The following is a 23,229-nucleotide window of genomic DNA, read 5'->3' as shown; positions in this document are numbered from 1 at the left end:
GCGCCGGAACTCGCAACTGCCGGGGACCCGATGCTTATGACGTGGCCGCGTTTTGCGCAAGGACACGCCCTATGATGGCCTCGGTCTCGCCCAGGTAATCCGACCACTCCAGCGCCGTGGCCAGTTCAGCCTCACCAAGGTGCTGCATGAGATCGGTGGAGGAGCGCAGAATATCGGTGAACGATCCGCCTTCCTTCTGGAACCTGGATACACACCGCCAGAGGAGGTCATGGGCCGCCTCATGGCCGATCTGCCGGCCCAGCTTCATCATGACGCTCTCCAGCATGATCTGCCCGCCGCTCAGGGCCAGGTTTTCCGCCATGCGCTCGGGATTGATCGTCAGCCCCTGCGCCAGCACCGAAAGATTCGCCGCCAGCCCGGCCGCCAACACGAATGCATCGGGCAAGGCGATCCATTCCACGGGCCAGATCGACATGTCACGCTCGAAGGCATGGACCCCCGCCCCGATGCACTGCTCGGCCTGGGCGCGCATCATGCGCGCACCCGATACCATGCATTCCGCACGGTGTGGATTGCGCTTTTGAGGCATCGTCGAGGACCCGACATGCTGCGGGGAGATCGGTTCGGACATTTCGCCCAGTTCGGTGGCCTGCAGGCGAATGACCTCCTGCCCGATGCGCTCGACCGAGACGGACAAGTCGATCAGGGCGTGACAGACCTTGCGGATGTGATCACGCGAGGTGTGCCACGGGACCACCGGATCCACGAGGCCAAGCACCTGGCAATAGGCCTGGCGCACCCGGGCGGCGTCATCACCCAGCGACGCCATGGTCCCAACCGCGCCCGCCAACTGTCCCGGCAGGCTATTGCGCGCAACCTCGAGAGAGGCCACAACGCGTCCCAGTTCATCAAGCCAGATCGCAACTTTATAGCCTGCCGTGATCGGCAAGGCATGTTGGGCATGCGTTCGGCCCGCCATCGGAACGGCGCGCCACTGCCCGGCCTTTCCCGCCAATGCGGCCGTGGCGCTTTTCAGATCGGCCAGAATGAGGTCCAGGCCATCGCGCATCTGCAGGACGGCGCCGGTATCGATGATATCCTGCGTTGTCGCTCCCCAGTGCACCCATTGCGCCCCCGCGCCCTCGGTCTTCTTGACGATGGCCCGCACGATGGGTACGAGAGGGTGCAGGGTGCTGCAAATCTCAGCCTCGATCGCGTCAATGTCGTAGTCATCAGCGTCGCACGCAATGGCGATTGCGGCGGCGGCATCGGCGGGAATCACCCCCAGCTCGCCCTGTGCCTGCGCCAGCGCCTTCTCTACCCGCAGCCAGGACCGCAATGTGCCATAGGTGGAAAAAATGGCGCGCATGGCTTCCGTGCCGAACAAATTGCGAAACAGTTGATTCTCGAGCCCTGTGGACATGGGTCACTCTCCTATGGATTGAACCTGGCACGCTCCGCTGGATCAAGCATGGCGACGAGGCCTTGCTCCCAGGCCAGGTATTGGCGTGCCGCGTCAAGATTTCCGTCATGACGGTCATGCACGAAGAACAGATAATCGATTGCGTCATCATCGGTAGGCACTGCGGGCGAAGCCTCGGGGCGCCCGCCGGCATCCAGCCAGCCGCGGCAGCCTCCTTCAAGATAATGAATGTCCTGACCTCGCCGCTGCACCAGTTCTAGCGCCGCCATCCGGATCATGACGAGATCGTCGGAAATCAGCACCACCCGCCTTGGGCTGTCCGGAACGTCCTCGGCGAGGCGCGACCGTATGGACCATATAGAGCCCGGGATATGGCCTTTTCTGAAGTCCATGCTCGAGCGGATATCGACAAGGAGGCACTCGCCGGTCCGGCGCCAATCATCCAAGCGCCCGGGCTCCACCGGAATCGGCAACGGCATGGATGAGGCGATGTCACACTCGCGGTCGCGCGGTTTCAGGGCAAATCCCTCGGATACCCGGACGGTATGCGCATCCCAGCCCAGACGCCGCAGCCATTGCGCGACCACCGGGGCCCTGATGCCGTCATGATCGGCCAGCAACACCCGCGCACCGCGCACCGCTAGCCATTGATCAGTCGCCTGAATCAACTGCCCGCCGGGCGCGCTCTGCGCCCCCGGCGCCGCATCCGCCGAGAATTCCTCCGGGGTTCTGATATCGAGCCAATACGTCGTGCGGTCCGTGTCCGCGAGCCACCGACACGCCTCGCTGACGTCCAGAGCACGCACACCCCGCCGCTGCGCCAGCGCCGCGACGGATGCCGCGCGTTCGACCAGCGCGGAGACGGGCGGCTGGGCTGGATAGCGACGCGTGCCGCCATATTCCAGATCGTACCCAGCCAAAGCCCACCCTTGTGTCCCGTTTTCCAGCGCGTACACGGGATTCCGCAGACCGATATCGATCAGCGTCTGCGCACCGATGATGCTGCGTGTACGCCCCGCGCAGTTGACCACGATGGGTATTGATTCATCGGGGGCGATTGCGGATATCCGATAGGCCAGCTCGCCATTGGGGCAACAGACGCTACCCGGTATGTTCATCTTGCTGTATTCGGCGAACGGCCGGCCGTCTACGACAATCACGTGTTCCCCGCGAGCCTGTCGCGCATGCAGATCTTGGGCCGATATGCGCGGGGTGTGACAGACTTCCTCGACAAGCTCGCCAAATGTCTTGCTCGGAACATGGACCCCGGCGAAAAGGGGATATCCCGCGCTGCGCCAAGCCGCCGTCCCCCCCCCGAGCACATGCACCTGCTCGTAGCCAAGCATCGCGGCGCGCTGGGCGGCGCGCTGCGCGACCCCTGACACCCCATCGTCACAAAAAACCAGGCGCGTGGCGCGGTGCGGCACCAGCCGATCCAGCTCGACCTCCAGCCTGCTATACGGCAGCGGAATGGCAAACAGCAGATGCCCCCAGCCAAACTCACCCGCCTCCCTGACATCAAGAACCGCCAGTTCCGTCTCGCTATTCAACAACCAGTCCTGCAATACAAGGGGAGTGACGATATTCATGATGCCTATCCGGAAAGGGTCGCGTCCCCGGAACCCACCGCCAAGTGTCGCGCCGCACGGTATGCGAAAACGACAGCCGCGCCAAGCGTGGCACCGGGACCGGGGTAAAAACCGCGAAATACAGAACTGATGTCATTGCCACAGGCGTAGAGCCCCGGCATCGGATTGTCGTTCTCGTCCAGCACCCGGGCATCGGCATCGGTCGCCAAGCCGATCGTGGTCCCGATGGTGCAAGGGTGAACTTTCAGCGCATAGTAGGGCGGATGCGCAATAGGACTCATACAAGGGTTCGGCCGATGTGCCGGATCCCCGTTGAACCGGTTGAGGATCCGGCTACCCCGCCCGAACTGGCTATCGTCCCCCTGCTGGGCATCGACGTTATACGTCGCGACCGTCTCGCGCAATGCCAACGGATCGATGCCGGCGCGCTCGGCCAGCGCCTCGATCGAGTCGGCTCGTATCAGATAACCATCGCGCACGAACGGCTCGATCCTGGAGATCAGCGGGCGCACCAAGCCCAGCCCGTACTTCCGAATGAAGCGATGATCGCAGATCAGGTAAGCCGACGGGATCGGCGCGCGCCCATCGCCGCCAAACATCGCCAGGACGAAATCATGGTAGGAGTCCGCCTCGTTGACAAACCGCCGACCCGAGGCGCCGACCGCCATCAGACCCGGTTTGCCACGATCCATATGGCCGTGGATCCATAAAGTCCGGCTACCGTCCTCCCGCTGACGGATCGAGGCCGGCGACCAGTACGCGGGGTTGGAAACCGCCGCATCGACCTTGGCCCCTGCACTGCGCGCCACAGTCACACCGTCACCCGTGTCCCCTTCATCGGCCATCGAATGATCGTGCGGATGCGCGGCCATCCACTCGGCACGCAGGGGTTTGCTGTGCGCGATGCCCCCTGTTGCGAGTACGACGCCTCGACGCGCACGCACCAGCCACCGGCGACCGGCCCGCTCGACCACCGCCCCTGCCACGCGTCCGTCTTCTCGATGCAACTCGACCAGTCGGGTTTCATAGTCGATGGACACACCGCGCTGGCGCAAGCTGTACATATACCGGGCGATCAAAGCGTTGCCGATCAGCAAGCGTGTGCCCCGCGGATAACGCAAGCGGTCGCGCGCGTAGCCGGCCAACAGGCTGACGGTACGGCGGAAGTTGGCGACGCTCGAGAAGGGGCGCAAGAGCATGGGGATCTCGCGGCGCCCCACCATCATGCCCCCCAGCACCATGAACACATCCCTGGGCGGTTTCAGGCGTGCAAAGTCCGCCCCAAGCCGGCGGGCATCAAACGGCAGCGCGGTGATCGCATGACCCGTCGCCGAGCCAAAGGGAGCGTCCGCGTGATAGTCCGGATTGGTGGCATGGGCGAACTGCACCGCGCTGTGTTGCGCCAGATAATCGATCGCCTCTGGCGAGGCTGCGAGAAATGCGTCGAGCAGGTCATGCCGGACCCAGTCGCCAAGCTCTCCCAGGAGATACTTCCTGGCGAGGTCGACGGTAGCCTCCGGCGTATCCCGGAGGGTCTGTGCCGTGCCGGGCACCCACAGAGAGCCCCCGGAGGTCGCCGTCGTCCCGCCCGCGAACGCCGATTTCTCGAAGACCCTGACCTCCAGGCCCTCGACGGCAGCCACCAGGGCCGCGGTCAAGCCGGCGGCACCCGTCCCAAAAACCAGAACGTCCGCCTGTTCCTGCCCACTGTGTGTCTGTATCTGCGTCATAGCCTATCGCTGGGTGGCGACGCTGAGATTCATCTTGGAGCACGTCTGCGCCAAGACATCGAACGCAAGGCGGTCGGTCAGCGTCTCGAGGGCACGGCCATACAGATGCAGGTGACGGATCACTTGCTCGCCCTGGATATGCACGGAATGGATGTCATCGGGCATGAGCGCGATTCCGGCTCCCGGCCCGACGACAACCAGACGGTCTTCCTCGAGGATCGCCACGTTTTCTCTCGAACCATCATCGAGGCGGCGATAGACCTGATTGTGCTCAACCCCGTCCACCGCGGCGATACACGCCCACGTCGTGTGATTGTGCGGCACGATCTTCTTGCCCGGGCGCATGACATTGAGGTAGAGCGCAAAGCTCCGATCCGAATCCTCCGAAATCAGATAACGCGCTTGGAGGTCCGGTTTCTGTGGCGAGGGGAAGAGATCCACGGACCACCACGCCGTATTCTCCGCCAGACGTTTCAACTCAGATAGCACGCACTCGAGCGCCGTCCGGGTCACCCCGCCCGCCACCGCCGCGCGCACACGCTCTAGAGCCGCCTGCACGCAGGCATTCCGCTCTTTGAGATCCCCGCCCGCCGCCTCACCTCTTGCCGCTGGTTCCATCCGATTACCCCCCGTCACTTTTTCAAGCTCGAGACGCCCGGCCGCCAGGCCATCCACATCCAGCGGATGATCCCATGGCCGGTCGAGTCGCCGCCTACCTTAATCCGACACGCCCGGATACGCCGTCGATGGCTCGATCCGGCCACGGCATTCCCCGAAGCCGATCGAAACAAACCCTTCCCGCTCGCAGCGGGCGCGCATGATGACCTCGTCCCCGTCCTCGAGAAACGTTCTGGACTCGCCACTAGGAAGCTCGACGGGGCGTGCCCCATTCAAGGTCTTTTCGAGCAGGCAGCCCTCCTCTCCGGGTGTCGGGCCCGAGATCGTGCCGGTGCCCATCAGATCGCCGGGATTCAGATTGCAACCATTGCTCGCATGGTGCGCAAGCATCTGAAACACGCTCCAATACTGCTGAGCGAATGCCGCCTTGGCGAGTACCGCCGGCTTCTGCCCCTTGCCTCGCATGCCGTCGGTCTCTAGTGCGACTTCGACTTCGATGCCCAGCGCGCCGCGCTGATCGTGGGCGGGATCCGACAGATAGGCCGGCACCGCAGGCTGCGCCGGATCCAGAGTCATCGACCGCCGAAAGGGCTCAAGAGCCTCCATGGTCACAATCCAAGGAGAGATCGTGGTGAGAAAGCTCTTGCCCAGAAACGGGCCTAGAGGCTGGTACTCCCAAGCTTGGATATCGCGCGCCGACCAATCATTGAGCAGACACACGCCGAACACGTGCTGCTCCGCCGACGCCATCGGAATCGGTTCACCCGGCGCATTGCCGGGGCCCACGAAAATCGCCAACTCAAGCTCGAAGTCGAGCTTGGTGGACGGCGCGAAAACGGGCTCGGCAGCTTCCGGACGGCGCTGCTGTCCCCAGGGCCGCCGACACGGATGGCCGCTGGCGACAATGGACGAGGCCCGGCCATGATAGCCGACGGGCAGTCGGGTAAAGTTCGGATAGAGCGGATTGTCGGGGCGGAAGATCTTCCCGGCATTGGTGGCGTGGTGTATCGACGTATAGAAATCCGTATAGTCCCCAACGGTTGCGGGAAGCCTCATCTCGACGTCATCATGCCGCCGCAGGAGCGGCAGCGTTTGCGCGCGCTGACCCGAGCCCTTGCGCAGCAGCCGCGAGAGCGCAAGCCGCAGCACATGCCAGCTCTGCGGGCCAAGCCCCATCAGCTCGTTGAGTGTCGCCTGGCGGCAGGCGCGCGCCAGCGGCTCTGAATCCCCCGCAACCAGGCCCTGCTCTACGGCAGCGCGCAGGTCCAGCACATAGTCCCCGATGGCGACGCCCAAGCGGGCCTCGCCGCCCGCCTTGGGCGCAAAGACTCCGAATGGCAAATTCTGGATCGGGAAATCCCCCCCCGGCTCCTGCGCACCCTGCACCCAGCTCGTCAGCGTCTTGTCATGTGTTTCGTTCAGCATCTACCTGACCTCCTCGATCAATTTCACATCACGGCCGCTAGGCGACCTGTCCCTGCCCTTCAGACATTGCCCGACGCCGGGCGGTGGTCCCCTCGACATCGATCTCCAGGTCATCCCCAAAGGCCACACCATAATCGGCAAGCGCGGCCTCGCGTGACACATAGCCGAAGCGGACATCGGTTCGGACGCGCTCGGGATCCCGCCGCCAAGCGTAGCCATAGCCCCCGCCGCCACCGGTGCGAATCACGATGCGATCGCCTTCATCCACCTCGTAAGTCCCCTTGAAGGAACGGATATGGGAGCCGTCACGACGAAAGATGTCGACGTCCGACACCTTGCCCTCGCTCCCTCCGGCAACGCCCCAGGGCGCACATTTGGTCCGGTCGATCTTGAGAGTGATCCGACAGGGCCCCGTGACCAGATAGGTTTTTTCGACACCCAGACCGCCCCGGAACTCGCCCGCCCCCGCCGAGTCGCCGCGCAAACGGTAAGAGACAAAGCGAAACGGATAGTATGCCTCCTGCACCTCTATCGGCACGTCCGAGGTATCGCCATGCACATTCGATCGTGAGGGGCCGTAGCCGTCCATGGTCGAGGACGCACCCCAGCCACCCACCGAGGTGTCGAGGTGAAAAAACGGCTCTCCGGTGAAAGCGCTGATTCCGTGGAATGCGTAGGCCCCGTAGGTCCCGTGATGAGCCGCCGCCACCCGATCCGGAAAGGGCTCGGCCAAGGCGCGCAAAATCGTATCCACCGTGGTGGGAATCATGTGCCCTGAAAGTCCCAAGGGCGCATTGCGGCGAGCCGACAGGAATTTTCCCTCGGGAATCTCGACATCCAGAAAATCAAAGTCACCCTCATTCAGAGGCTCATCGGGCGAGATCAGATACTTGAGCGCAATCCGGGCGGCGGCAACCGCGCCACCGTTACGTCCGGCATTCATCGGGCCGGATAGCTGGTCCGCCACATCGACGTAATCAACCGTGAGGCGCTCTCCGTCCAGTCGCACCTGGACGCCGATGGGAACCGTCTTATCGAGTTGCACGCCGTCGTTATCGAGAAACGCGAAGGCTGAAAACTCACCCTTTGGAGCGGCCTTGATCGCCTGCCTGCTCAAGCGCCTGGCATGATCCCGCATGGCGGCGACCGCGTCCCTGAACCCTTCGATTCCATACTTTCCGACGATCTGAGCCACCATGTCCCGGCCCAATAGACAGCCGGCGATCTGTGCCTCGACATCGCCGATCAGTTCCTCTGGAAAACGCGTGTTGTACCGGATCATCCGGAACATGTCCTCGGAACGCTCACCACGATGCATCAGCTTCACGCTACGGAACTGAATGCCTTCCTGAAAAATCTCAGTGGTCGAGGTCGATGTGCTGGAACCCACCATGATCCCACCGACATCAATCCAATGCATGAGTACACAAAAGAACGCGACGATCTCGCCACGCCCCTGATCCGCCCGCACCGGCGTATACATGACCACGTTATTGAGATGCTGTCCGAGCGTCTCTGCGTGGTTTGAGATCAGCACATCCCCCTGACCGAGGTTTTCCTCCCCGTGCAGCGCGAGCCCGTCCCGAACTGCGGTACCCAACGCATTCGCCGCAAAAATCAACAGGCTGCCGCGAGACTGGGAAATCAGGTTGCCATCGGGATCCACGATGCCGACCGCATAGTCCTTGTACTCATTGATCAACTGCGAAAATGCGGTGCGCGTCACGTTCCGATCGATCTGATTCGGAATCGACACCAGGTCGTTACGAATGATCTGAAGCGTGATCAGATCGTCGAGCGTCGGTACACGCTCGGCATTGCCTTCCAGCCCCACCACTTTGGCGTCCATCACATTGCTCCGCATCATGACAAGTCACACGAAATCGAAATCTCGCCCAGCTTTCCAACTTCGGCGATATCACCAGGCAGGATCACCGTCGTCGAGCTGTACTCCTCGATGATCGCCGGGCCGACGATCTTGAAACCAACAGGCAGCGAGGCCCGATCCCACACGTCGGTCTCGACCCGGCTGAACGGCCTGGGGAAATAGACGGAACGTCGCGATGACGGCACCGGCTGTGTCGCGCCGACGTTCATCCCGCCCCCGCCAAGCGCCTCGAGCCCCGGGCGCGCGACGTCGCCCTCCATGAACAGGCGCGCACCGACGATCTCGATGGCACAATCCGCGTTGACATGCCCATAGCGCGCACTGTAGATCTCATCAAATTTCTGCACGATCGTCTCGACGGCCGACTCGCGATCGATCCTGACCTGTACGCTGTGCTTCTGCCCCCGATAGCGCATCTCCAGCGATCGCTCGCTGTTCATGGTTCCGGATTTGCATTCCCGCTCGAGCGTCACCCGAGCCTCGTCCTCCAATGCCTCGAATATTGCCTCCGCCTCGCGCAGAGTATCCTCTGACACGGCGCCGACGACCGTCCTGGCCAAATCAACCCGGATGGGGGCCAACAACATCCCAAGGCAACTGAAATTCCCTGGGTGCGGCGGTACGATCACCCGAGGGATCTTGAGCGCACGGGCAAGCTGGCAGCCAAACAAGGGGCCGCTACCGCCAAAGACGAAGAGCGCGAATTCCCTGACGTCATACCCGCGCTCGATCGAGATTTCCTTGATGGCATTGGTCATGGCGATATTCGCAAGGTCGAGCACGCCCTGGGCCGCGGTATCCACGCCGTCCGCATCGCCGTGGCCAAGGGGCTCGGCGATATTTGTCCTGATCGCATGCCGCGCCTGGTCGACATCGAGGCTCAGGCGACCACTCATGAATTTCCCCGCGCCGATACGCCCGAGCACCAGATTGGCATCCGTGATCGTGGGCTCGACGCCGCCCCTGCCAAAGGCCACGGGCCCTGGCTCGGAGCCCGCGCTTTGCGGCCCCACCACGAAATCCCCACCTGGGTCGATATGTGCGATGGAACCTCCCCCGGCGCCGACCTCCACGATATCGACGACCGGCGTGCGCAGGGGAAAGCCGTGGTCATAGCCACCCACGTAGTAGAGCGGCTGCACATCGAATTGCGCATTCATGACGAGGGCGCACTTGGCCGTCGTCCCCCCCATGTCGAAGGCGATGACGTTCTCGATCCCGAGTTCCGCCGCATACCTGGCGGCACCGATACATCCACCGACCGGCCCCGACTCGACCAGTGCGATGGGCTCCTTCACGGACCGCTCCGTCGACAGCACGCCGCCATTGGAGCCCATCATGTAGAAGGTCCCGCCAAAGGCGCGCTGCTTGAGCCGCGCATCGAACATATCCACGTAGTGGCGCATCTTCGGGCCGACATACGCATTGGCGGCTGCCGTGGAGGTCCGTTCATACTCGTACCATTCGCGGCTCAAGGCGCTGCCCGAGGTGACATAAGCCCGCGGGAGCCTCTCTTGTAGAATCTCGACCGCGCGCTGCTCATGGGCCGAGTTGAGATAGGCGTTGAGAAACGCAACCGCCACGGCTTCGATACCCAGGGCCTCGAGACGCCGCGCCAGCGTCTCGAGCTCTGCTTCGTTCAAAGCCACGACAATCTCGCCCTTTGCGTCGATGCGCTCCTCGACGTCGAAACGCAAGTCACGGGCAACCAGCACCGGATCCCTCCGATACCGCAAAGAAAACGGTACCGGGCGGTTGCCGCGGCCGATTTCCAGCAAGTCGGAAAACCCCTTGGTGGTCACCAACGCGGTCTTGGCGCCATTGCGCTGAATGAACGCATTGATCACGTGCGTCGTGCCGTGCTTGAAAAGCAGCCCATGCGACAGATCGACGGCGGCGCTCTCCAGGCCTTCCAGGGCGCCGTCCGCAAGATTGGAATAGTTCGTCAGCGCTTTTCCGTAGCTGATCTGACCGCTCGACGAGTCGAATGCCACGACATCCGTGAATGTGCCGCCGGTATCAGCCGCGATCAAATAAGTCCTGTCTGCCATTGAGAGCCCTCGAGTGATGATTGCCAAAAATTATAGGTTTGGGCTCTGTCCGGTAGAACTACCAAAAAGGTACTTGAACTATGGCGCCTATCGCCATAATCTCCTTGTGACAAGGGGTTCCGGGCCTGCGCCTGTCCAGTGAACGCACCGGCCTTGCGCTATAGTCAGGTGAGGAAGCACCCAAAGCCGCTCCCGCGGGATGTCGGCTGGATACTTTGTCAGCGTCTTCTTTAGGCGCCTGGGGCACCCGATCAGATAGGTTTGACAATGACGAGTAAAAACGCCTCCAAAGACCTCACCTCAAGCCAACCCGTTCAACCCACTTCGCGCGTGCGCTCGAGGGTCACGCTCGCCCAGATCGAGCTGATGCAACAGGTTGCGAGAATGCACAACATCACGGCGGCGGGCCGCGAGATCGGCATCTCGGGGTCGCTCGCGGCACGCCAGATCGCAGCCCTGGAGCGCGCCCTCGGCGTGCGATTATTCCAGCGCACGACGCGCAGCATCCGTCTGACCGAGGCGGGCGAGCGTGTCCTGGAGTGGGCGAGCCAGACCCTCGAAGGCTTTACGGCGCTCGAGGACTCGATGACCACGATGACTCAGACACCCCGTGGCATGATCCGGCTTGCCGTCAATTACTATGCCGCGGGAACCTATCTGCCCCGCGTCCTGTCTGAATTCTGCGCCACCTACCCCGAAATCAAGCTATCAGTCATCACCACTGACGAGCTGATCGATCTCGTGACCGACACCATAGACGTCGCGGTCCACTCCGGCCGGATCCCGGACAGCAGCATGGTCGGCATCCGCGTCCGCAGCGTACACCGGGTTCTTTGCGCCTCGCCCGAATACCTTCGACGCAAGGGCACCCCAAAAAACCTCAGCGACTTGAATGCGCATGACTGCCTCGTGCACTCCTCGAACGAACCCACAAACTGGTTCTTTCGGCATGGAGACAATACGGTCGGCATCACCGTGCGGTCCCGGCTCGAGGCGAACAACCACAACGTGCTGGTGGAGTTCGCGCGCTACGGCCTGGGCATTGCCAGATTGGGCAGAAACACCGTCAGGGAGGATTTGAAATCAGGCCGCCTGATTCAGCTTCTACCGGACTATGCCTGTGTCTACCCATCCGGCGAACTCCCCAATGTCTGGATTCTCTATCCAAACCGCAAGCTGCTCTATCGGACTCGCGTGCTCGTCGATTTTCTATCCGAAAAACTCTCGGCCTTGACCGAGTACCCACCCGGCGAATAAAGCCGCCACGCGCCCTGAAACGGCGGGGCGTGTCGGATCAAGCCCCGCCATCCCCCCCAGCCTGCGCGGCTTTGGCGGCTGCCCGCCCCGCCCGGCGACCGGAAAAGACGCAGTCGGCAATCGAGAGGCCGCTGACATTGAAATTAGAGGGCAGGCCCACCGCCGCGCGCCCCGCCGCATACAGTCCCCCGATCACAGATTGGTCGGCACCCCGGACTTGTCCGCTGCGCTCATCGACCAATAAGCCGCCCAAAGTCAGCGACGTGGGTGGAAAGCCTTTGCTGTCCGGCGAACAGTCAATGGCGTAATAGGGCCCCGGGCCCAGCGATGCGATATTCGGCGGCAGTTTGCCCAGCCAATCCTCCTGCTGATTGCGCAGGCAACCATCATATCGGTCGAAGGTACGGCGCAAACCCTCGGCCTGAATGCCGCACTTGCCGGCCAGCCCCTCAAGCGTTCCTGAACGCCGCCAGGCAAACAGCAAGGGCATGAGCGCGCGGACCCGGTATCGCAGGATCATCGGCCGCCACGGCATCACGAGCCGCCACGCTGCCCTGAACTGCTCGGCGTCTAGAATCAGCCAGGCGGCATGGCCGTCCTGCTGAAATATTTCATGTCCGATGGTCAGGCCATAGGCATCCTCGGCAATGAAACGCTCACCCGCCCGATTGACAAGCAAGCCGTACTTGAACGGCTTGGGCACCAGGAGGGAACGGCCCGATTCACCGCAATCCATTCGCGTCAGGGCGCCGATCGACTGCCCCAGGCGAATGCCATCGCCCAGACAACCCGCGGAACCCATGGGTATCGCATTCAAGTGCTGAGGAAGATACTCAGACAGCATCCGACGATTGTTGATGAAGCCGCCGGTTGCCAGCACCACGCCGCCCGTGGCGCGTATCCGTTTCGGGACACCGGATCGTTCAGCCCAGGCAATGCCTCGCGCCAGCAGGCGCGCCGGCGGTCCATAAAGATTCCCCTTGCCCTTGTGGTACAGGCGCTCGCACAAGCGATGCAGGCGCCAGGCTGGGCTTCCCGGTGCGATTTGTACCACCTCGACACCGACGACATTCCCGGCGGCATCGAGGACCAGCCTGCGCACCGGAGAACGCAGCCTTGTCTCAACCCCCATGCGCTCGACCGCCGCACGCAAGGCGGCAAACAAATGCACCCCTTTCGAGCCGAACCCCGGGCCCACGGTGATGTGGCCGCGCGGCGCGGGTTTCGCAACGGCGGCATACGAGCGGACAAACTCATTGCCGCTGAAGTACAGCGAAGCGCCCGCCGACAAGGCGACGTCATACGCCTCGTCCGGCTTCGCCAGCCGCGCGCCATAGGTCGCCCCATGCGAAATCAGCCAATCGAGGTTCCCGGCGCTGTTTTCGCAGAATCGCCGCAAGGTATCGGCACCGACGATATCCCCGACCTCGAGTTCGAGGTACTTGATCATTTCGTCGACGGAGTCCTCATAACCGGCTTCCTGCTGGAAGCGCGTCGCACCAGCATAGACCACACCACCGCTTAGCGCCGTGGTGCCGCCGCCTTCGAACTTGTCAACGAGAATAACGCTGGCGCCACCCGCCCGAGCCTCCAGAGCGGCACAGGACCCCGCGGCGCCAAACCCCACAACCACCACATCAGCGGTGGCGTCCCACGCCACGTCCGCCGGATCGCCGATCCTCAAGGGAGAGAGAGTCATCAGTAGTTCTCCAGATACCGCTAGAACGCCATCCGGCTAGGCAGCCAGGTCACGATTGGAGGGAAAAAGATGAGCAGGAGCAGCAATAGCCAGATCACGCCTATGAAGGGCGCCGCCCCGCGTGCCACCGTCATGAGGGACGTTCCAGGCGGCGAGATGCCCTGGATCACGAACAAATTGACGCCCACCGGCGGCGTGCACAGCGCCATCTCGGAAGCGATCACCATGATGACGCCAAACCAGACACCGTCATAACCGGACTGAACGGCCACCGGGAGGAAGATGGGCACCGCGATCATGATGAGGGCGATGACATCGAGAAAGGTGCCAAGCACAGTCAAGATGAGCAGGACCAGGATCATCGTCCCCCATCCCGGCAGGTTGAAGCTCAGCAGGAAGTCCGACACCAGATCCCGAAAGCCGGTGATAAAGAACACGTGGCTGAGGATGGTCGCCCCGACAATGATCATGTAGATCATCCCGGATACTTTGACGGTCCTCTTCATCGCATCAAGGACATTGGCGACACTGAGCCTGCGGTAGGCGACAAGCAGTATCAACGTGGCGAACACGCTGACGGCGCTCGCCTCAATCGCCGTGAAGATCCCGGCATACATGCCCCCGATGATCGTGACGAACAGGAAAATCGCCGGCGCAAGTTCCTTGAGCCCCAGGATCTTCTCCGTCCAACTTGCCTTGTCACCCCGCGGCGCGCGCTTCGGGAACACGCGCGCGTAAAGGTAGATGTACAGACTCATCAGGAAGGTCAGCAAAATGCCCGGCAGGATTCCGCCGACAAATACCCGTCCAATCGACACATTCGTGGCCGCGCTGCCGTAAATGATCATGATGGTGCTGGGCGGAATCAAAGCCGCAAGCGTCCCGGCGACCGCCAGGGTCCCGAGGCTGAGCGGCCGATAGTATTTCTTCTCCTCCATGGCCGGGATCGCCACCGAGCCCACCGTCGCAGCCGCGGCGGTGTTCGATCCACTCATGAAGCCGAAGATCGCGCACACCACGGTGCTGCCGATGGCGAAGCCCCCGGGCAAAGAACCGAACCACCGATGCAAGCCACTGAATAAATCCTCTCCCATCCTGTGGGTCGTCAGGAGATTACCCATGAGGATGAACATCGGGATCGCCAGCAAGGGAAAGCCCAGCAATTGGTTGAAAGCCAGCTTCCCTGCGATATTCGACAGCGCGTTATATCCCTCTAGGTAGTGCAGACTGGCGAGGCCCGAGAGCAGCAGGCCCATGAAGATCGGCATACCAATGATGAGAAAGAACCCCAGCAAACCAAGGCAAATCATCATGCCCATCATGTCGTGTGTCATCGTGGCCCCCTATCCATGTGCCCCACCCGTACGAATCTCCACACACTCTTGGAGCAATATCGCCTCGCGCATCAAAACTGACATACGTACTTGCCGCCATCGACGGTGATCGGACCACCATTGACATACTCGGACAACGGCGACGCCAGGAAACAGATGACCCTGGCCAGTTCCTCGGTGGTTCCAAACCTGCCGGATGCAATGACCGATCGCATCTTCTCGCCGACCTCACCGGCATGGCCGGGCTTGGTGAATTCGGTTTCCACCACACCGGGCCGGACGTAAACCGCGGTCACACCGAAGGCGCCAAGCTCTCCCGCCACGATCTTGGACAGCGCCTCGAGACCCGCTTTGCTGGCGCTGTACGCGGCGAAGCCCGCGGCGGGCAGGCCGGCGGCAAACGAGGAGATATTGATCATTCGCCCGCCTCCTTGCTCCTTCATGATGCGTCCTGCCATTTGCGAGCAGTTGAAGGCGCCACGCAGATTGACCGCAATGACCTGATCCCATTCGGCGGCTTCCATCTCTAGGAAGGGAATCCTGCGGATCGCGGCACAGGCGTTATTGATCAGTACATCGATACGCCCAAACTGCGACCGGATGCCCTGCATCGCCGTTTCAACAGCGGCCCTATCCGTCACATCGATCTGATGCGCGCTGCTGGCCCCGCCGCGCCGCACGATTTCGTCCGAAACGCGCCGGGCGCTTTCGCCATCGAGGTCCAGGACGGCCACCGTCGCACCCGCCTGCGCCAGGGCAAGCGACATTGACTCACCATGCCCACGGCCGGCGCCGGTGACCACAACGATTTTGCCGGACAATTCAAGATCCATTTCGACTCCGTTGAATGAAAGGTAAACAGCGCCCGCACGGCAGCCGCGACAGAGCCGACGGCGACGGCGACGCCAAAGCGCGAGTCACACGCGCAGATGATCTTTAAGCGACGACATAACCGCCGCTTACGTTGAGTGTCACCCCGGTGACATAGCTGGCTTGGTCCGACAGAAGATAGGCGACCGAATCGGCGATCTCTTCCGGTTCGGCAAAGCGTCCCAGAGGGATTCTGGCGCGCGCCGCCTGGTTGCGCTCATCCGATGACAACTTGGCCATCGGCGTATCCACCCGTCCGGGCGCAACCGCGTTAACGCGTATGCCGTGCCGCGCGACTTCCTTCGCCAGAGTCCGCGTCAAAGCCGCCACCGCGCCCTTTGATGCTGAATAATGAGCCGCGGCCAAAATGCCACCATCCAAGGCAGCCGAGGATGAAATACTCACAATGGCGCCGGCGCCTTGGCGCTGCATGTGCGGAATACTCGCGGCACACATGAGAAACACGGAGGTCAGATTGACTCTCATCACCGTTTCCCACTCTGCAAGCGGTATCTCGACGAGGGTCGCTTTCGCGCCGTCCGGCTTCTTGGGGGAAATGCCGGCGTTATTCACCAAACAGTCGACCCGGCCATACTCGACGATGGTTTGCTCCAAGCAGCGGCGCACATCGGCCTCATCGCCCACGTCAACGCGACAGGGGATGGCTTGGCCGCCCTCCTGCACGATTTCTTGCGCGAGGGATTCAACGCCTTCCGGCACCTTGTCCACCAAGACCAGACGCATGCCGGCCCGCACCAGCTTGACGGAAATGGCCCGGCCGATGCCCCCACCGGCACCCGTCACAATCGCAACCTTTTGATCCCGCTCCACGAGAGCCCCCTATGTACGTCGATTCCTCGCCGGCACGTTCATGCGCCGGCGCCGCGGCCTAGACACGGCTCCGGATACTGTTGAGAAACATGGCGAAAAACTGCAACGCCAGTACAAAGAAACAAAAAGGCAGTAGGAATTTCCAGGGATAGATCGGTAGCGTGATACCGTAGGACGACTCGGAAATCATGTAGCTCTGGCTGAAGGTGCGCCAGCCTAGGACAACCATCCACAGGCTACCCACGGTACAAATGCCGTTTGAAAGAATATCGAACTGCCTTTGAGCGCGCCGGCCGACCATCGTCGACAGCAACTCCATATTGATATGCCCGCCATCCCGCAGAACCGGAGCCGCCGCCGCAAAAGCCAAGGTGACCTGCACCAGTTGAACCACATCGAGCACCCAGTCCGTCGGACTATGGAAGACATAGCGCATGATGATGTCGTAGATCAACAGACACGCCATGACGCCCAGGGTCACCAAAGCCACACCATGGAAAAAGGAGGTCACCCGGTCGATGACGCGAGACAGGGCATTGTTTGGTACATCGGCTGAACCGGACATCTGGGCGGCCTCCTGAAGGAACTAGGACGATCTATCGAGAGAAAATCAATTCTGCGGATTGAACTGATAGACGTATTCCAGCCCCTTCTGGATCAAGGGATCCTTGGCGGCCTTGTCCTCGAACACCTTCCTGGACGCCTGCGCCGCCTGGACCCACTCCTTGTGCTCTTCCGCATTGGGCTGATAGACCTGCACACCCAGGGACTCGGAGGCCCGTGCGATGGATTTCTCGTTCAACGCGCTCAGCCCGACACGCACATGGTCCGCCACTTCCCTCATGCCGCTTTCCACGGTCTTCCGATCGCGCGGGTCAAGCTTGTCCAGCACGGAGGGGTTGTAGATCACATGCATCAGGACGGACGTGAGATCCATATTCGTCACATGTTTCACCAGTTCGAATTGGCTCCGGTCCTCGATCATCATGAACGCGTTGGTCACACCATTAATGATGCCGCGCGACATGGCCTCGTACACCTGGTCCATCGTCATATTGACCGGGCTCGCGCCGATGTCCCGGATCATGTCGGATTCGGCCCCCACGCTCCTGATCTTCAGACCTTTCGAATCCGCGGGGCGCCGAACCTGCTGGCTTACCGCCAACACCCGCGGCAGACATTCGCTGACGCCGGCCACTTTCACGTTGGTCAGGCCTTGCCGCACCAGCGCCTCGGTATAAATATCGTTGAGGCCGGCGTCAAATGCGCCCACCACCCCTTTGCAACCACCCGTCCAAACGGGAATGGTTTCAATATCGAAGAGCGGGATCGTCTTGGACATGTACGGCATATACCAAATGGCCATGAATGCCGTGCCGTCATTTACCCCGCTGGCCATCTCGGTGGTCGGCACCAATGTCGAGGCCGCATAGACCCGGAATTTCACACGGCCTTCTGTTTCGCGCTCGATCTTGGAAAAGACCTCTTTACTCAACTCGATGATCGGGTGGCCATCAGGCTGATAGAACGCCGTTTTAAGAACGGTGGCGCTTTGTGCCTGCGCAGCGGGTACGCCCATGCCAAACAGGGCGAGCGACAGAGTCGTGCCCGCCGCAATCGCGGCTCGACGCAAGCCGAACGAAAAAAACTCTCCTGCCTTGATCATTACTGTCTCCTTGGTTCTTGGATATCGCTCGCCTCTTGCAGCGAGTACGCTCGAAAAAAGAGTATTCGAACGACCAGGGGGTCGTAAAGCCAAGAAACTGAACTAGAGAAGGTCAAAAGGCGTCTCAATGATGCCAACGTCCCTGATACAAGGGCTGGAAGGCCAAACGCGCTGGGAAGATACTGCCGACATTCCTGGCGATCAGGGGATCACGAAGACGCCCATGCGAAGAATGGCCATCCCCCACTAATGGGGTAGAGCCTAAAACTTGTTTCAAAATTGGAATTTGGAACGAGAAAAAGGGCTACGTGAAATCACGTAGCCCTTTGAATTCGTTGGCGGAGCGGACGGGACTCGAACCCGCGACCCCCGGCGTGACAGGCCGGTATTCTAACCAACTGAACTACCGCTCCGGGTATCCGTAATTCCAGGGAGAACCTGGCGTCCCCTAGGGGATTCGAACCCCTGTACCCACCGTGAAAGGGTGGTGTCCTAGGCCTCTAGACGAAGGGGACCGGACATTCGAAAACTAAGCTGTTTGGTGGAGGTAAGCGGGATCGAACCGCTGACCTCTTGCATGCCATGCAAGCGCTCTCCCAGCTGAGCTATACCCCCAAACAAGGCCTTCGTTAACGAAGAAGCGAGATTATGCATGAAAAGATAGGGGTGCGCAAGTCGAAGCCTTGTCCAATATCAGCTGAGTCTGAACGGGTTCTCGTGATTCCAACATCCGATGAGTCTGGAGCTTTGGCGGCAAGTCGTCGATCATGTCCGCCGTGCGGCGGGCCACCCGACGCCGCCGCGATGTGCTAAGGTGGCTGCGACCATCGAGCCCTGGGGAACACCATGAGCGAGTTCACACCCGAGACAGGATCTTCCGAACGTGGCCGCGCGCAGGCGGCCTTGCACGAGAAGTGGAAATGGTTCATTGCCTTGGGCGCCTTGCTGATCGCGGTGGGCCTCGTGGCCTCTTACCACATCCTGACGGCGACCATCACCAGCGTGATTTTCATCGGTATCCTGATGCTGATCGGCGGGGCGGGGATGCTGGTGCATGCCTGGCGGGTCCAGGGGTGGCGCAGCTTCCTGCTGTGGACTGTCAGCGGGATCCTATATTTGGCCGCCGGCGGCGTCGCCTTTTACAACCCCCTGGTGGGCGCCACATTATTTACCCTGTTGATCGGCGCCACGCTGATTGGCTCGGGCGCCTTTCGCTTGTGGGTGTGGTTCCAGAACCGAGCCCAGCGGGGCTGGCAGTGGCTGGCGCTATCGGGGGCGGCGTCGCTGCTGGCGGGGCTGGCCATCGCCGCCGGCTGGCCGGAAAACAGCGTCTGGGTGCTGGGGCTGTTGCTGGCCCTGGACCTGCTTCTTCAAGGCTGGACCCTGATCATGGTGGGCCTGGCCTTGCATCGCATATAGCGCTTTCTGTTCGTTCATCGCGAGTCCTCCCCTTGTCGATCGGCGAGGTGGTCAGGGATACCGTGGTTGACGGTCCGGATGAGGCGTTGTCCGCGCAGGTTCATCAGCTTCACATCAAGTTCCACGGCGCATAGGCGGCAGCGCGCACTTGGGTGTTGTGCGCACGCTATTCGGCCACGACGCCCCCTTCATGGACGTCCGTGATGGGCGCCCAGGCAGTAGCATACGGGCCATGAACCAGCCCTCAGCCAAATCCATCTCCAATGCATCCCCGCTGGCAGGGATCGCCTGCGTGTCCGCGGGCATCCTGTTCCTGACATGCAGCGACGCCCTGGCCAAATGGATTGGCGATTATTACAGCCCGGTGCAGATCCTGTTCCTGCGGTCGGTGATCGCCTTGCCAGTAGTACTGGCGGTGGTCCTCGCCCTAGGCGGGCGGCGCGCCCTGCGCACGCGTCATGCGGGCCTGCACCTGCTGCGCGGCGGACTCAACATCATTTCGGCATCGCTGTTCTATCTGGCTCTGCGCACGCTGCCCTTGGCAGAGACCACCGCGATTGCGTTTTCCGCGCCCTTGTTCGTGACCGCGCTGTCCGTGCTAGTGCTGAAAGAGCGTGTGGACCGCAAGGGCTGGCTGGCGGTGGCGGCCGGGTTCGCGGGCGTGCTGGTCATCGTGCGGCCTGGCGCGGACAGCTTCCAGATGGCGGCGTTGTTGCCGTTGGCGACCGCGGCGATGTATGCCGTCATGATGCTGAGCGCCCGGGGCATCAACGCCGCCGAGAGCATGCTGACGACGATGTTTTATATCGTGGCGGGCCAGTTGGCCTGGAGCGCGGTCGCCGCGCCGCCGTTCTGGACGCCGCCAGCCTGGTCGCATTGGCCGTTCTTCGCCGGCATCGCTTTGTTCAGCACGCTGGGGCTGACCTTCATTACCCAGGGATTCCGCATCGGGCCCGCGTCGGTGGTCGCGCCGTTTGATTACACGGGCCTGCTGTGGGCATCATTGTTGGGATGGCTGATGTGGCGGGACAGCCCCGACCTGCTTGATAGCCTCGGAGCGGCACTGATCGTCGGCAGCGGCTTGTGCATCGCGTGGCGGGGAACACGTCCTCGCAAGAATTACGGCTCATAAGAACCGGGGAACTGGTCAGCGCCCGATGCCGTGACCATATACCAGGCGGCCGCCCAGCCAGCCGCCGATGGCCAGTGTGATGAAGCCGGCAAGGTCCAGAACAAGGGACAAAATATCCGGTGCGAGCGGCTGCAAATGGTCCAGGCGCAACAGGAGACTTGTCGAAAAAAGGACGAAAGCGGTCAGCATGAGCCCCATGTGCAGGTAGACATCGCCCAGGGCGGGGCCATCGGGGACGCGGGACAGTTCCATCATTCCGGCCGCCATGGCCGGCAATGCGACGATACAGCCCACCGCGAGCAGGCCAGCCGACCATTTCCATGCGGATTCCCCGAACCAGAGACTGCTGAAATCCGCCAGCGTCGCCAGCGGCCAACAGGCAATTGGGAAGTGGACCAATGCGGGGTGCAAAGGATGGCGCATGGTGTCAGAGAACAACACTGAGGAGAGTCAGGAAACCGATGACGGCGATTGCGGCGTGCACGACCACCACGGCTTTCGGCGGGAGGCGCTTGCGTGCATGAAAGGAGACCAGGAAGAAACCCCCGAGCGCTGCAATCAGCAGCAGGATAAAGCCGATCAGCACGGGTTGTGAGGAGGATCCCTGGATCAGGGCGATGATGAGCAGTATCAGTCCCACCGCCCCCAGCAAGGCGTGTAGTAGCGATAAGGCCCAGGGGGCGAACTTGTCGCGCAGGACGTGGGCGGCGAGAATCAAGCCTCCCACGGCGGCAATGGCGAAGACGATGATGGCAGCGGTGATCATTTTTTGTCCTTGGATAACAGTATCGGATCTCGAAAACATACCCGATCATTGGGGGTACATCCGTATAGATGCTTCCTGACTGAAAGACGTTTCATTGTTCCACTCTCCACCAAAGCCTCTTTGAGCGCATCGGGCAGTCTTTTGCGCTGGGCGTTGGAAAGGCCCACGAGATCGGATGCATCGGTCGTCGGATCCCGGTGGTCGTCAGAGGTCCTTTTCCAGAATTTCGACCCGCCAACGCCGGCTCCCGCGACACCGCGCGCGAATCCAGGCCCGCAAACAATGCGGGGATGAAGGGCTTCGCTTGCGGGTTAATAAATAGTTACATCTATGCGGGGTCCGAGAATCGCAAAGATATCGAGGGATCAAAAACAAAATTAAGTTGAATTAATGAATTTTAAGAGATTTTATTGTTTTTTGAGCTCTATTTAATGTAATTTTGAGCTTGCCAGGCCCTCGTTGCGCTCTTACCATTGCGCAGTTTCCAGCTCACGACAGATCATCCATGCAGAGTATCGAATACCGTCGCCCGGGGTCCGGGCCCGTCTGGACTCCCGACGCCATCCTGGATTTGTACGGCCAGCCCCTGAACGACTTGCTGCTGCGTGCGCAAACCGTGCATCGCCTGCATCATCCGGCCAATGCCGTCCAGCAATCCAGCCTCTTGTCCATCAAGACCGGCGCCTGCCCGGAGGACTGTGCCTACTGTCCGCAATCCTCGCGCCATGCGACAGCCGTCGAAGCCGAGCCCCTGATGGCGCGCGAGGATGTCCTGGCGGCGGCGCGGGCCGCCCGCGACGCGGGCGCCCAGCGGTTCTGCATGGGCGCGGCCTGGCGGTCACCCACCGAGCGGCAGCTCGATGACGTGATCGAGCTGGTCCGCGCGGTCAAGGCCATGGGGCTGGAGACCTGCGCAACCCTGGGCATGCTCAAGCCGGGCCAACCAGAGCGCCTGAAGGCGGCCGGCCTGGACTACTACAACCATAATCTGGACACGGCGCGCTCGCACTACCACGAGATCATCACCACCCGCCGCTACGAGGACCGGCTGGACACCCTGGCGCGCGTGCGCGGTGCCGGCCTGAAAGTCTGCTGCGGCGGCATTGTGGGGATGGGAGAATCCCGGCGGATTCGCGCCGCGTTGATCGCCGAGCTCGCCAGCCTGGCCCCACCCCCCGAATCCGTGCCCATCAACCAGTTGGTCAAGGTCCCCGGCACGCCGCTGGCCGACGCGCCCGCGCTCGATCCGATCGAGTTCGTACGCACGATCGCCGTGGCGCGCATCGCCATGCCCAAGGCCGTGGTGCGCCTTTCGGCGGGGCGTGAAACCATGGACGACAGCACCCAGGCGCTGTGCTTCATGGCCGGTGCCAACTCGGTCTTTCGCGGCGAACGACTGTTGACCACCCCGAACCCGGGGCCGGACGCTGATGCGCGGCTGTTCGAGCGCCTGGGCCTGCATCCCATGCCCGATGCCGCCGCCCTCCCCGAATCCACGCCCGCCGCCTCCCAGGCCGCGCCCAGCCGCGCCCACACAGCCGGCGCGCCGGCTCCCCACGCCTGACCCCGC

General features: G+C 61.9%; 19 protein-coding genes and 3 tRNA genes. 4 read left to right on the top strand and 18 right to left on the bottom strand.

Going from position 1 to position 23,229, the window contains the following annotated elements:
* Positions 1 to 34: 34 nt before the first annotated feature.
* From ABS761_RS09105 to ABS761_RS09075, 7 genes are all read right to left on the bottom strand, one after another.
* Positions 35 to 1,384, bottom strand: coding sequence for a class-II fumarase/aspartase family protein (locus ABS761_RS09105; protein WP_350407942.1), 1,350 nt, complete (start codon positions 1,382 to 1,384; stop codon positions 35 to 37).
* An 11-nt stretch (positions 1,385 to 1,395) separates the two neighbouring features.
* Positions 1,396 to 2,973, bottom strand: a complete 1,578-nt coding sequence (locus ABS761_RS09100; protein ID WP_350407941.1) for a rhodanese-like domain-containing protein — start codon at positions 2,971 to 2,973, stop codon at positions 1,396 to 1,398.
* A 5-nt stretch (positions 2,974 to 2,978) separates the two neighbouring features.
* Positions 2,979 to 4,703, bottom strand: a complete 1,725-nt coding sequence (locus ABS761_RS09095; protein WP_350407939.1) for an FAD-dependent oxidoreductase — start codon at positions 4,701 to 4,703, stop codon at positions 2,979 to 2,981.
* Between the two features lie 3 nt (positions 4,704 to 4,706).
* On the bottom strand, positions 4,707 to 5,321 hold the full coding sequence (locus ABS761_RS09090; RefSeq protein ID WP_350407937.1) for a cysteine dioxygenase family protein: 615 nt from the start codon (positions 5,319 to 5,321) through the stop codon (positions 4,707 to 4,709).
* Positions 5,322 to 5,420: 99 nt separating this feature from the next.
* Positions 5,421 to 6,746, bottom strand: coding sequence for a fumarylacetoacetase (gene fahA / locus ABS761_RS09085; RefSeq protein WP_350407935.1), 1,326 nt, complete (start codon positions 6,744 to 6,746; stop codon positions 5,421 to 5,423).
* Between the two features lie 37 nt (positions 6,747 to 6,783).
* Positions 6,784 to 8,595 (bottom strand): hydantoinase B/oxoprolinase family protein, encoded by a 1,812-nt coding sequence (locus ABS761_RS09080; protein ID WP_350407934.1) that lies wholly within the window; start codon positions 8,593 to 8,595, stop codon positions 6,784 to 6,786.
* A gap of 14 nt (positions 8,596 to 8,609) precedes the next feature.
* A complete protein-coding gene (locus ABS761_RS09075; RefSeq protein ID WP_350407932.1) occupies positions 8,610 to 10,685 on the bottom strand; it encodes a hydantoinase/oxoprolinase family protein in 2,076 nt (691 codons plus the stop codon).
* Positions 10,686 to 10,952: 267 nt separating this feature from the next.
* Here ABS761_RS09075 and ABS761_RS09070 point away from each other — a divergent pair, with 267 nt between their 5' ends.
* Positions 10,953 to 11,942, top strand: coding sequence for a LysR family transcriptional regulator (locus tag ABS761_RS09070; RefSeq protein ID WP_350407930.1), 990 nt, complete (start codon positions 10,953 to 10,955; stop codon positions 11,940 to 11,942).
* A 37-nt stretch (positions 11,943 to 11,979) separates the two neighbouring features.
* Here the strand turns inward: ABS761_RS09070 and ABS761_RS09065 are convergent, their stop codons facing one another.
* The 9 genes from ABS761_RS09065 to ABS761_RS09025 all read right to left on the bottom strand — a co-directional run bounded on the left by ABS761_RS09065 (position 11,980) and on the right by ABS761_RS09025 (position 18,957).
* Complete coding sequence (locus tag ABS761_RS09065; protein WP_350407928.1) at positions 11,980 to 13,641, bottom strand: FAD-binding protein; 1,662 nt, start codon at positions 13,639 to 13,641, stop codon at positions 11,980 to 11,982.
* Positions 13,642 to 13,661: 20 nt separating this feature from the next.
* Positions 13,662 to 14,951 carry a TRAP transporter large permease gene (locus ABS761_RS09060; protein ID WP_350408117.1) on the bottom strand — a complete coding sequence of 430 codons (1,290 nt, stop codon included), beginning with the start codon at positions 14,949 to 14,951 and terminating at the stop codon, positions 13,662 to 13,664.
* Between the two features lie 95 nt (positions 14,952 to 15,046).
* Positions 15,047 to 15,808, bottom strand: coding sequence for an SDR family NAD(P)-dependent oxidoreductase (locus ABS761_RS09055; protein WP_350407927.1), 762 nt, complete (start codon positions 15,806 to 15,808; stop codon positions 15,047 to 15,049).
* A 103-nt stretch (positions 15,809 to 15,911) separates the two neighbouring features.
* On the bottom strand, positions 15,912 to 16,676 hold the full coding sequence (locus ABS761_RS09050) for an SDR family NAD(P)-dependent oxidoreductase (RefSeq protein WP_350407925.1): 765 nt from the start codon (positions 16,674 to 16,676) through the stop codon (positions 15,912 to 15,914).
* Positions 16,677 to 16,734: 58 nt separating this feature from the next.
* Positions 16,735 to 17,241, bottom strand: a complete 507-nt coding sequence (locus ABS761_RS09045) for a TRAP transporter small permease subunit (RefSeq protein WP_350407923.1) — start codon at positions 17,239 to 17,241, stop codon at positions 16,735 to 16,737.
* 45 nt (positions 17,242 to 17,286) lie between these two features.
* Entirely contained in the window at positions 17,287 to 18,342 is a 1,056-nt protein-coding gene (locus ABS761_RS09040; protein WP_350407921.1) for a TRAP transporter substrate-binding protein, read from the bottom strand.
* Between the two features lie 336 nt (positions 18,343 to 18,678).
* Positions 18,679 to 18,755, bottom strand: a tRNA-Asp gene (locus ABS761_RS09035).
* A 26-nt stretch (positions 18,756 to 18,781) separates the two neighbouring features.
* Positions 18,782 to 18,857: transfer RNA gene (locus ABS761_RS09030), tRNA-Glu, on the bottom strand.
* Between the two features lie 24 nt (positions 18,858 to 18,881).
* Positions 18,882 to 18,957 (bottom strand) — tRNA-Ala (locus ABS761_RS09025).
* Positions 18,958 to 19,188: 231 nt separating this feature from the next.
* Between ABS761_RS09025 and ABS761_RS09020 the strand changes: the two genes are divergently transcribed.
* Positions 19,189 to 19,761 carry an HdeD family acid-resistance protein gene (locus tag ABS761_RS09020; protein WP_350407920.1) on the top strand — a complete coding sequence of 191 codons (573 nt, stop codon included), beginning with the start codon at positions 19,189 to 19,191 and terminating at the stop codon, positions 19,759 to 19,761.
* A 232-nt stretch (positions 19,762 to 19,993) separates the two neighbouring features.
* The gene (locus tag ABS761_RS09015; RefSeq protein ID WP_350407918.1) at positions 19,994 to 20,893 is read left to right on the top strand and encodes a DMT family transporter; all 900 of its coding nucleotides are present in this window, start codon (positions 19,994 to 19,996) and stop codon (positions 20,891 to 20,893) included.
* A gap of 15 nt (positions 20,894 to 20,908) precedes the next feature.
* Here the strand turns inward: ABS761_RS09015 and ABS761_RS09010 are convergent, their stop codons facing one another.
* The gene (locus tag ABS761_RS09010) at positions 20,909 to 21,316 is read right to left on the bottom strand and encodes a DUF2231 domain-containing protein (RefSeq protein WP_350407917.1); all 408 of its coding nucleotides are present in this window, start codon (positions 21,314 to 21,316) and stop codon (positions 20,909 to 20,911) included.
* Positions 21,317 to 21,320: 4 nt separating this feature from the next.
* A complete protein-coding gene (locus ABS761_RS09005) occupies positions 21,321 to 21,659 on the bottom strand; it encodes a hypothetical protein (protein ID WP_350407915.1) in 339 nt (112 codons plus the stop codon).
* 505 nt (positions 21,660 to 22,164) lie between these two features.
* Here ABS761_RS09005 and bioB point away from each other — a divergent pair.
* On the top strand, positions 22,165 to 23,223 hold the full coding sequence (gene bioB, locus ABS761_RS09000; RefSeq protein WP_350407913.1) for a biotin synthase BioB: 1,059 nt from the start codon (positions 22,165 to 22,167) through the stop codon (positions 23,221 to 23,223).
* Positions 23,224 to 23,229: the final 6 nt, after the last annotated feature.

The organism is Castellaniella sp. GW247-6E4 (assembly GCF_040276065.1).
Lineage (GTDB): Bacteria > Pseudomonadota > Gammaproteobacteria > Burkholderiales > Burkholderiaceae_B > Castellaniella.
This window is presented reverse-complemented; position numbering and strand designations above follow the sequence as displayed.

Bases quoted from the DNA above. Each gene is read 5' to 3' on its own strand.
- ABS761_RS09105 (WP_350407942.1), bottom strand. From the start codon at position 1,384: ATGTCCACAGGGCTCGAGAATCAACTGTTTCGCAATTTGTTCGGCACG.
- ABS761_RS09100 (WP_350407941.1), bottom strand. From the start codon at position 2,973: ATGAATATCGTCACTCCCCTTGTATTGCAGGACTGGTTGTTGAATAGC.
- ABS761_RS09095 (WP_350407939.1), bottom strand. From the start codon at position 4,703: ATGACGCAGATACAGACACACAGTGGGCAGGAACAGGCGGACGTTCTG.
- ABS761_RS09090 (WP_350407937.1), bottom strand. From the start codon at position 5,321: ATGGAACCAGCGGCAAGAGGTGAGGCGGCGGGCGGGGATCTCAAAGAG.
- fahA (WP_350407935.1), bottom strand. From the start codon at position 6,746: ATGCTGAACGAAACACATGACAAGACGCTGACGAGCTGGGTGCAGGGT.
- ABS761_RS09080 (WP_350407934.1), bottom strand. From the start codon at position 8,595: ATGGACGCCAAAGTGGTGGGGCTGGAAGGCAATGCCGAGCGTGTACCG.
- ABS761_RS09075 (WP_350407932.1), bottom strand. From the start codon at position 10,685: ATGGCAGACAGGACTTATTTGATCGCGGCTGATACCGGCGGCACATTC.
- ABS761_RS09070 (WP_350407930.1), top strand. From the start codon at position 10,953: ATGACGAGTAAAAACGCCTCCAAAGACCTCACCTCAAGCCAACCCGTT.
- ABS761_RS09065 (WP_350407928.1), bottom strand. From the start codon at position 13,641: ATGACTCTCTCTCCCTTGAGGATCGGCGATCCGGCGGACGTGGCGTGG.
- ABS761_RS09060 (WP_350408117.1), bottom strand. From the start codon at position 14,951: ATGATTTGCCTTGGTTTGCTGGGGTTCTTTCTCATCATTGGTATGCCG.
- ABS761_RS09055 (WP_350407927.1), bottom strand. From the start codon at position 15,808: ATGGATCTTGAATTGTCCGGCAAAATCGTTGTGGTCACCGGCGCCGGC.
- ABS761_RS09045 (WP_350407923.1), bottom strand. From the start codon at position 17,241: ATGTCCGGTTCAGCCGATGTACCAAACAATGCCCTGTCTCGCGTCATC.
- ABS761_RS09040 (WP_350407921.1), bottom strand. From the start codon at position 18,342: ATGATCAAGGCAGGAGAGTTTTTTTCGTTCGGCTTGCGTCGAGCCGCG.
- ABS761_RS09020 (WP_350407920.1), top strand. From the start codon at position 19,189: ATGAGCGAGTTCACACCCGAGACAGGATCTTCCGAACGTGGCCGCGCG.
- ABS761_RS09015 (WP_350407918.1), top strand. From the start codon at position 19,994: ATGAACCAGCCCTCAGCCAAATCCATCTCCAATGCATCCCCGCTGGCA.
- ABS761_RS09010 (WP_350407917.1), bottom strand. From the start codon at position 21,316: ATGCGCCATCCTTTGCACCCCGCATTGGTCCACTTCCCAATTGCCTGT.
- ABS761_RS09005 (WP_350407915.1), bottom strand. From the start codon at position 21,659: ATGATCACCGCTGCCATCATCGTCTTCGCCATTGCCGCCGTGGGAGGC.
- bioB (WP_350407913.1), top strand. From the start codon at position 22,165: ATGCAGAGTATCGAATACCGTCGCCCGGGGTCCGGGCCCGTCTGGACT.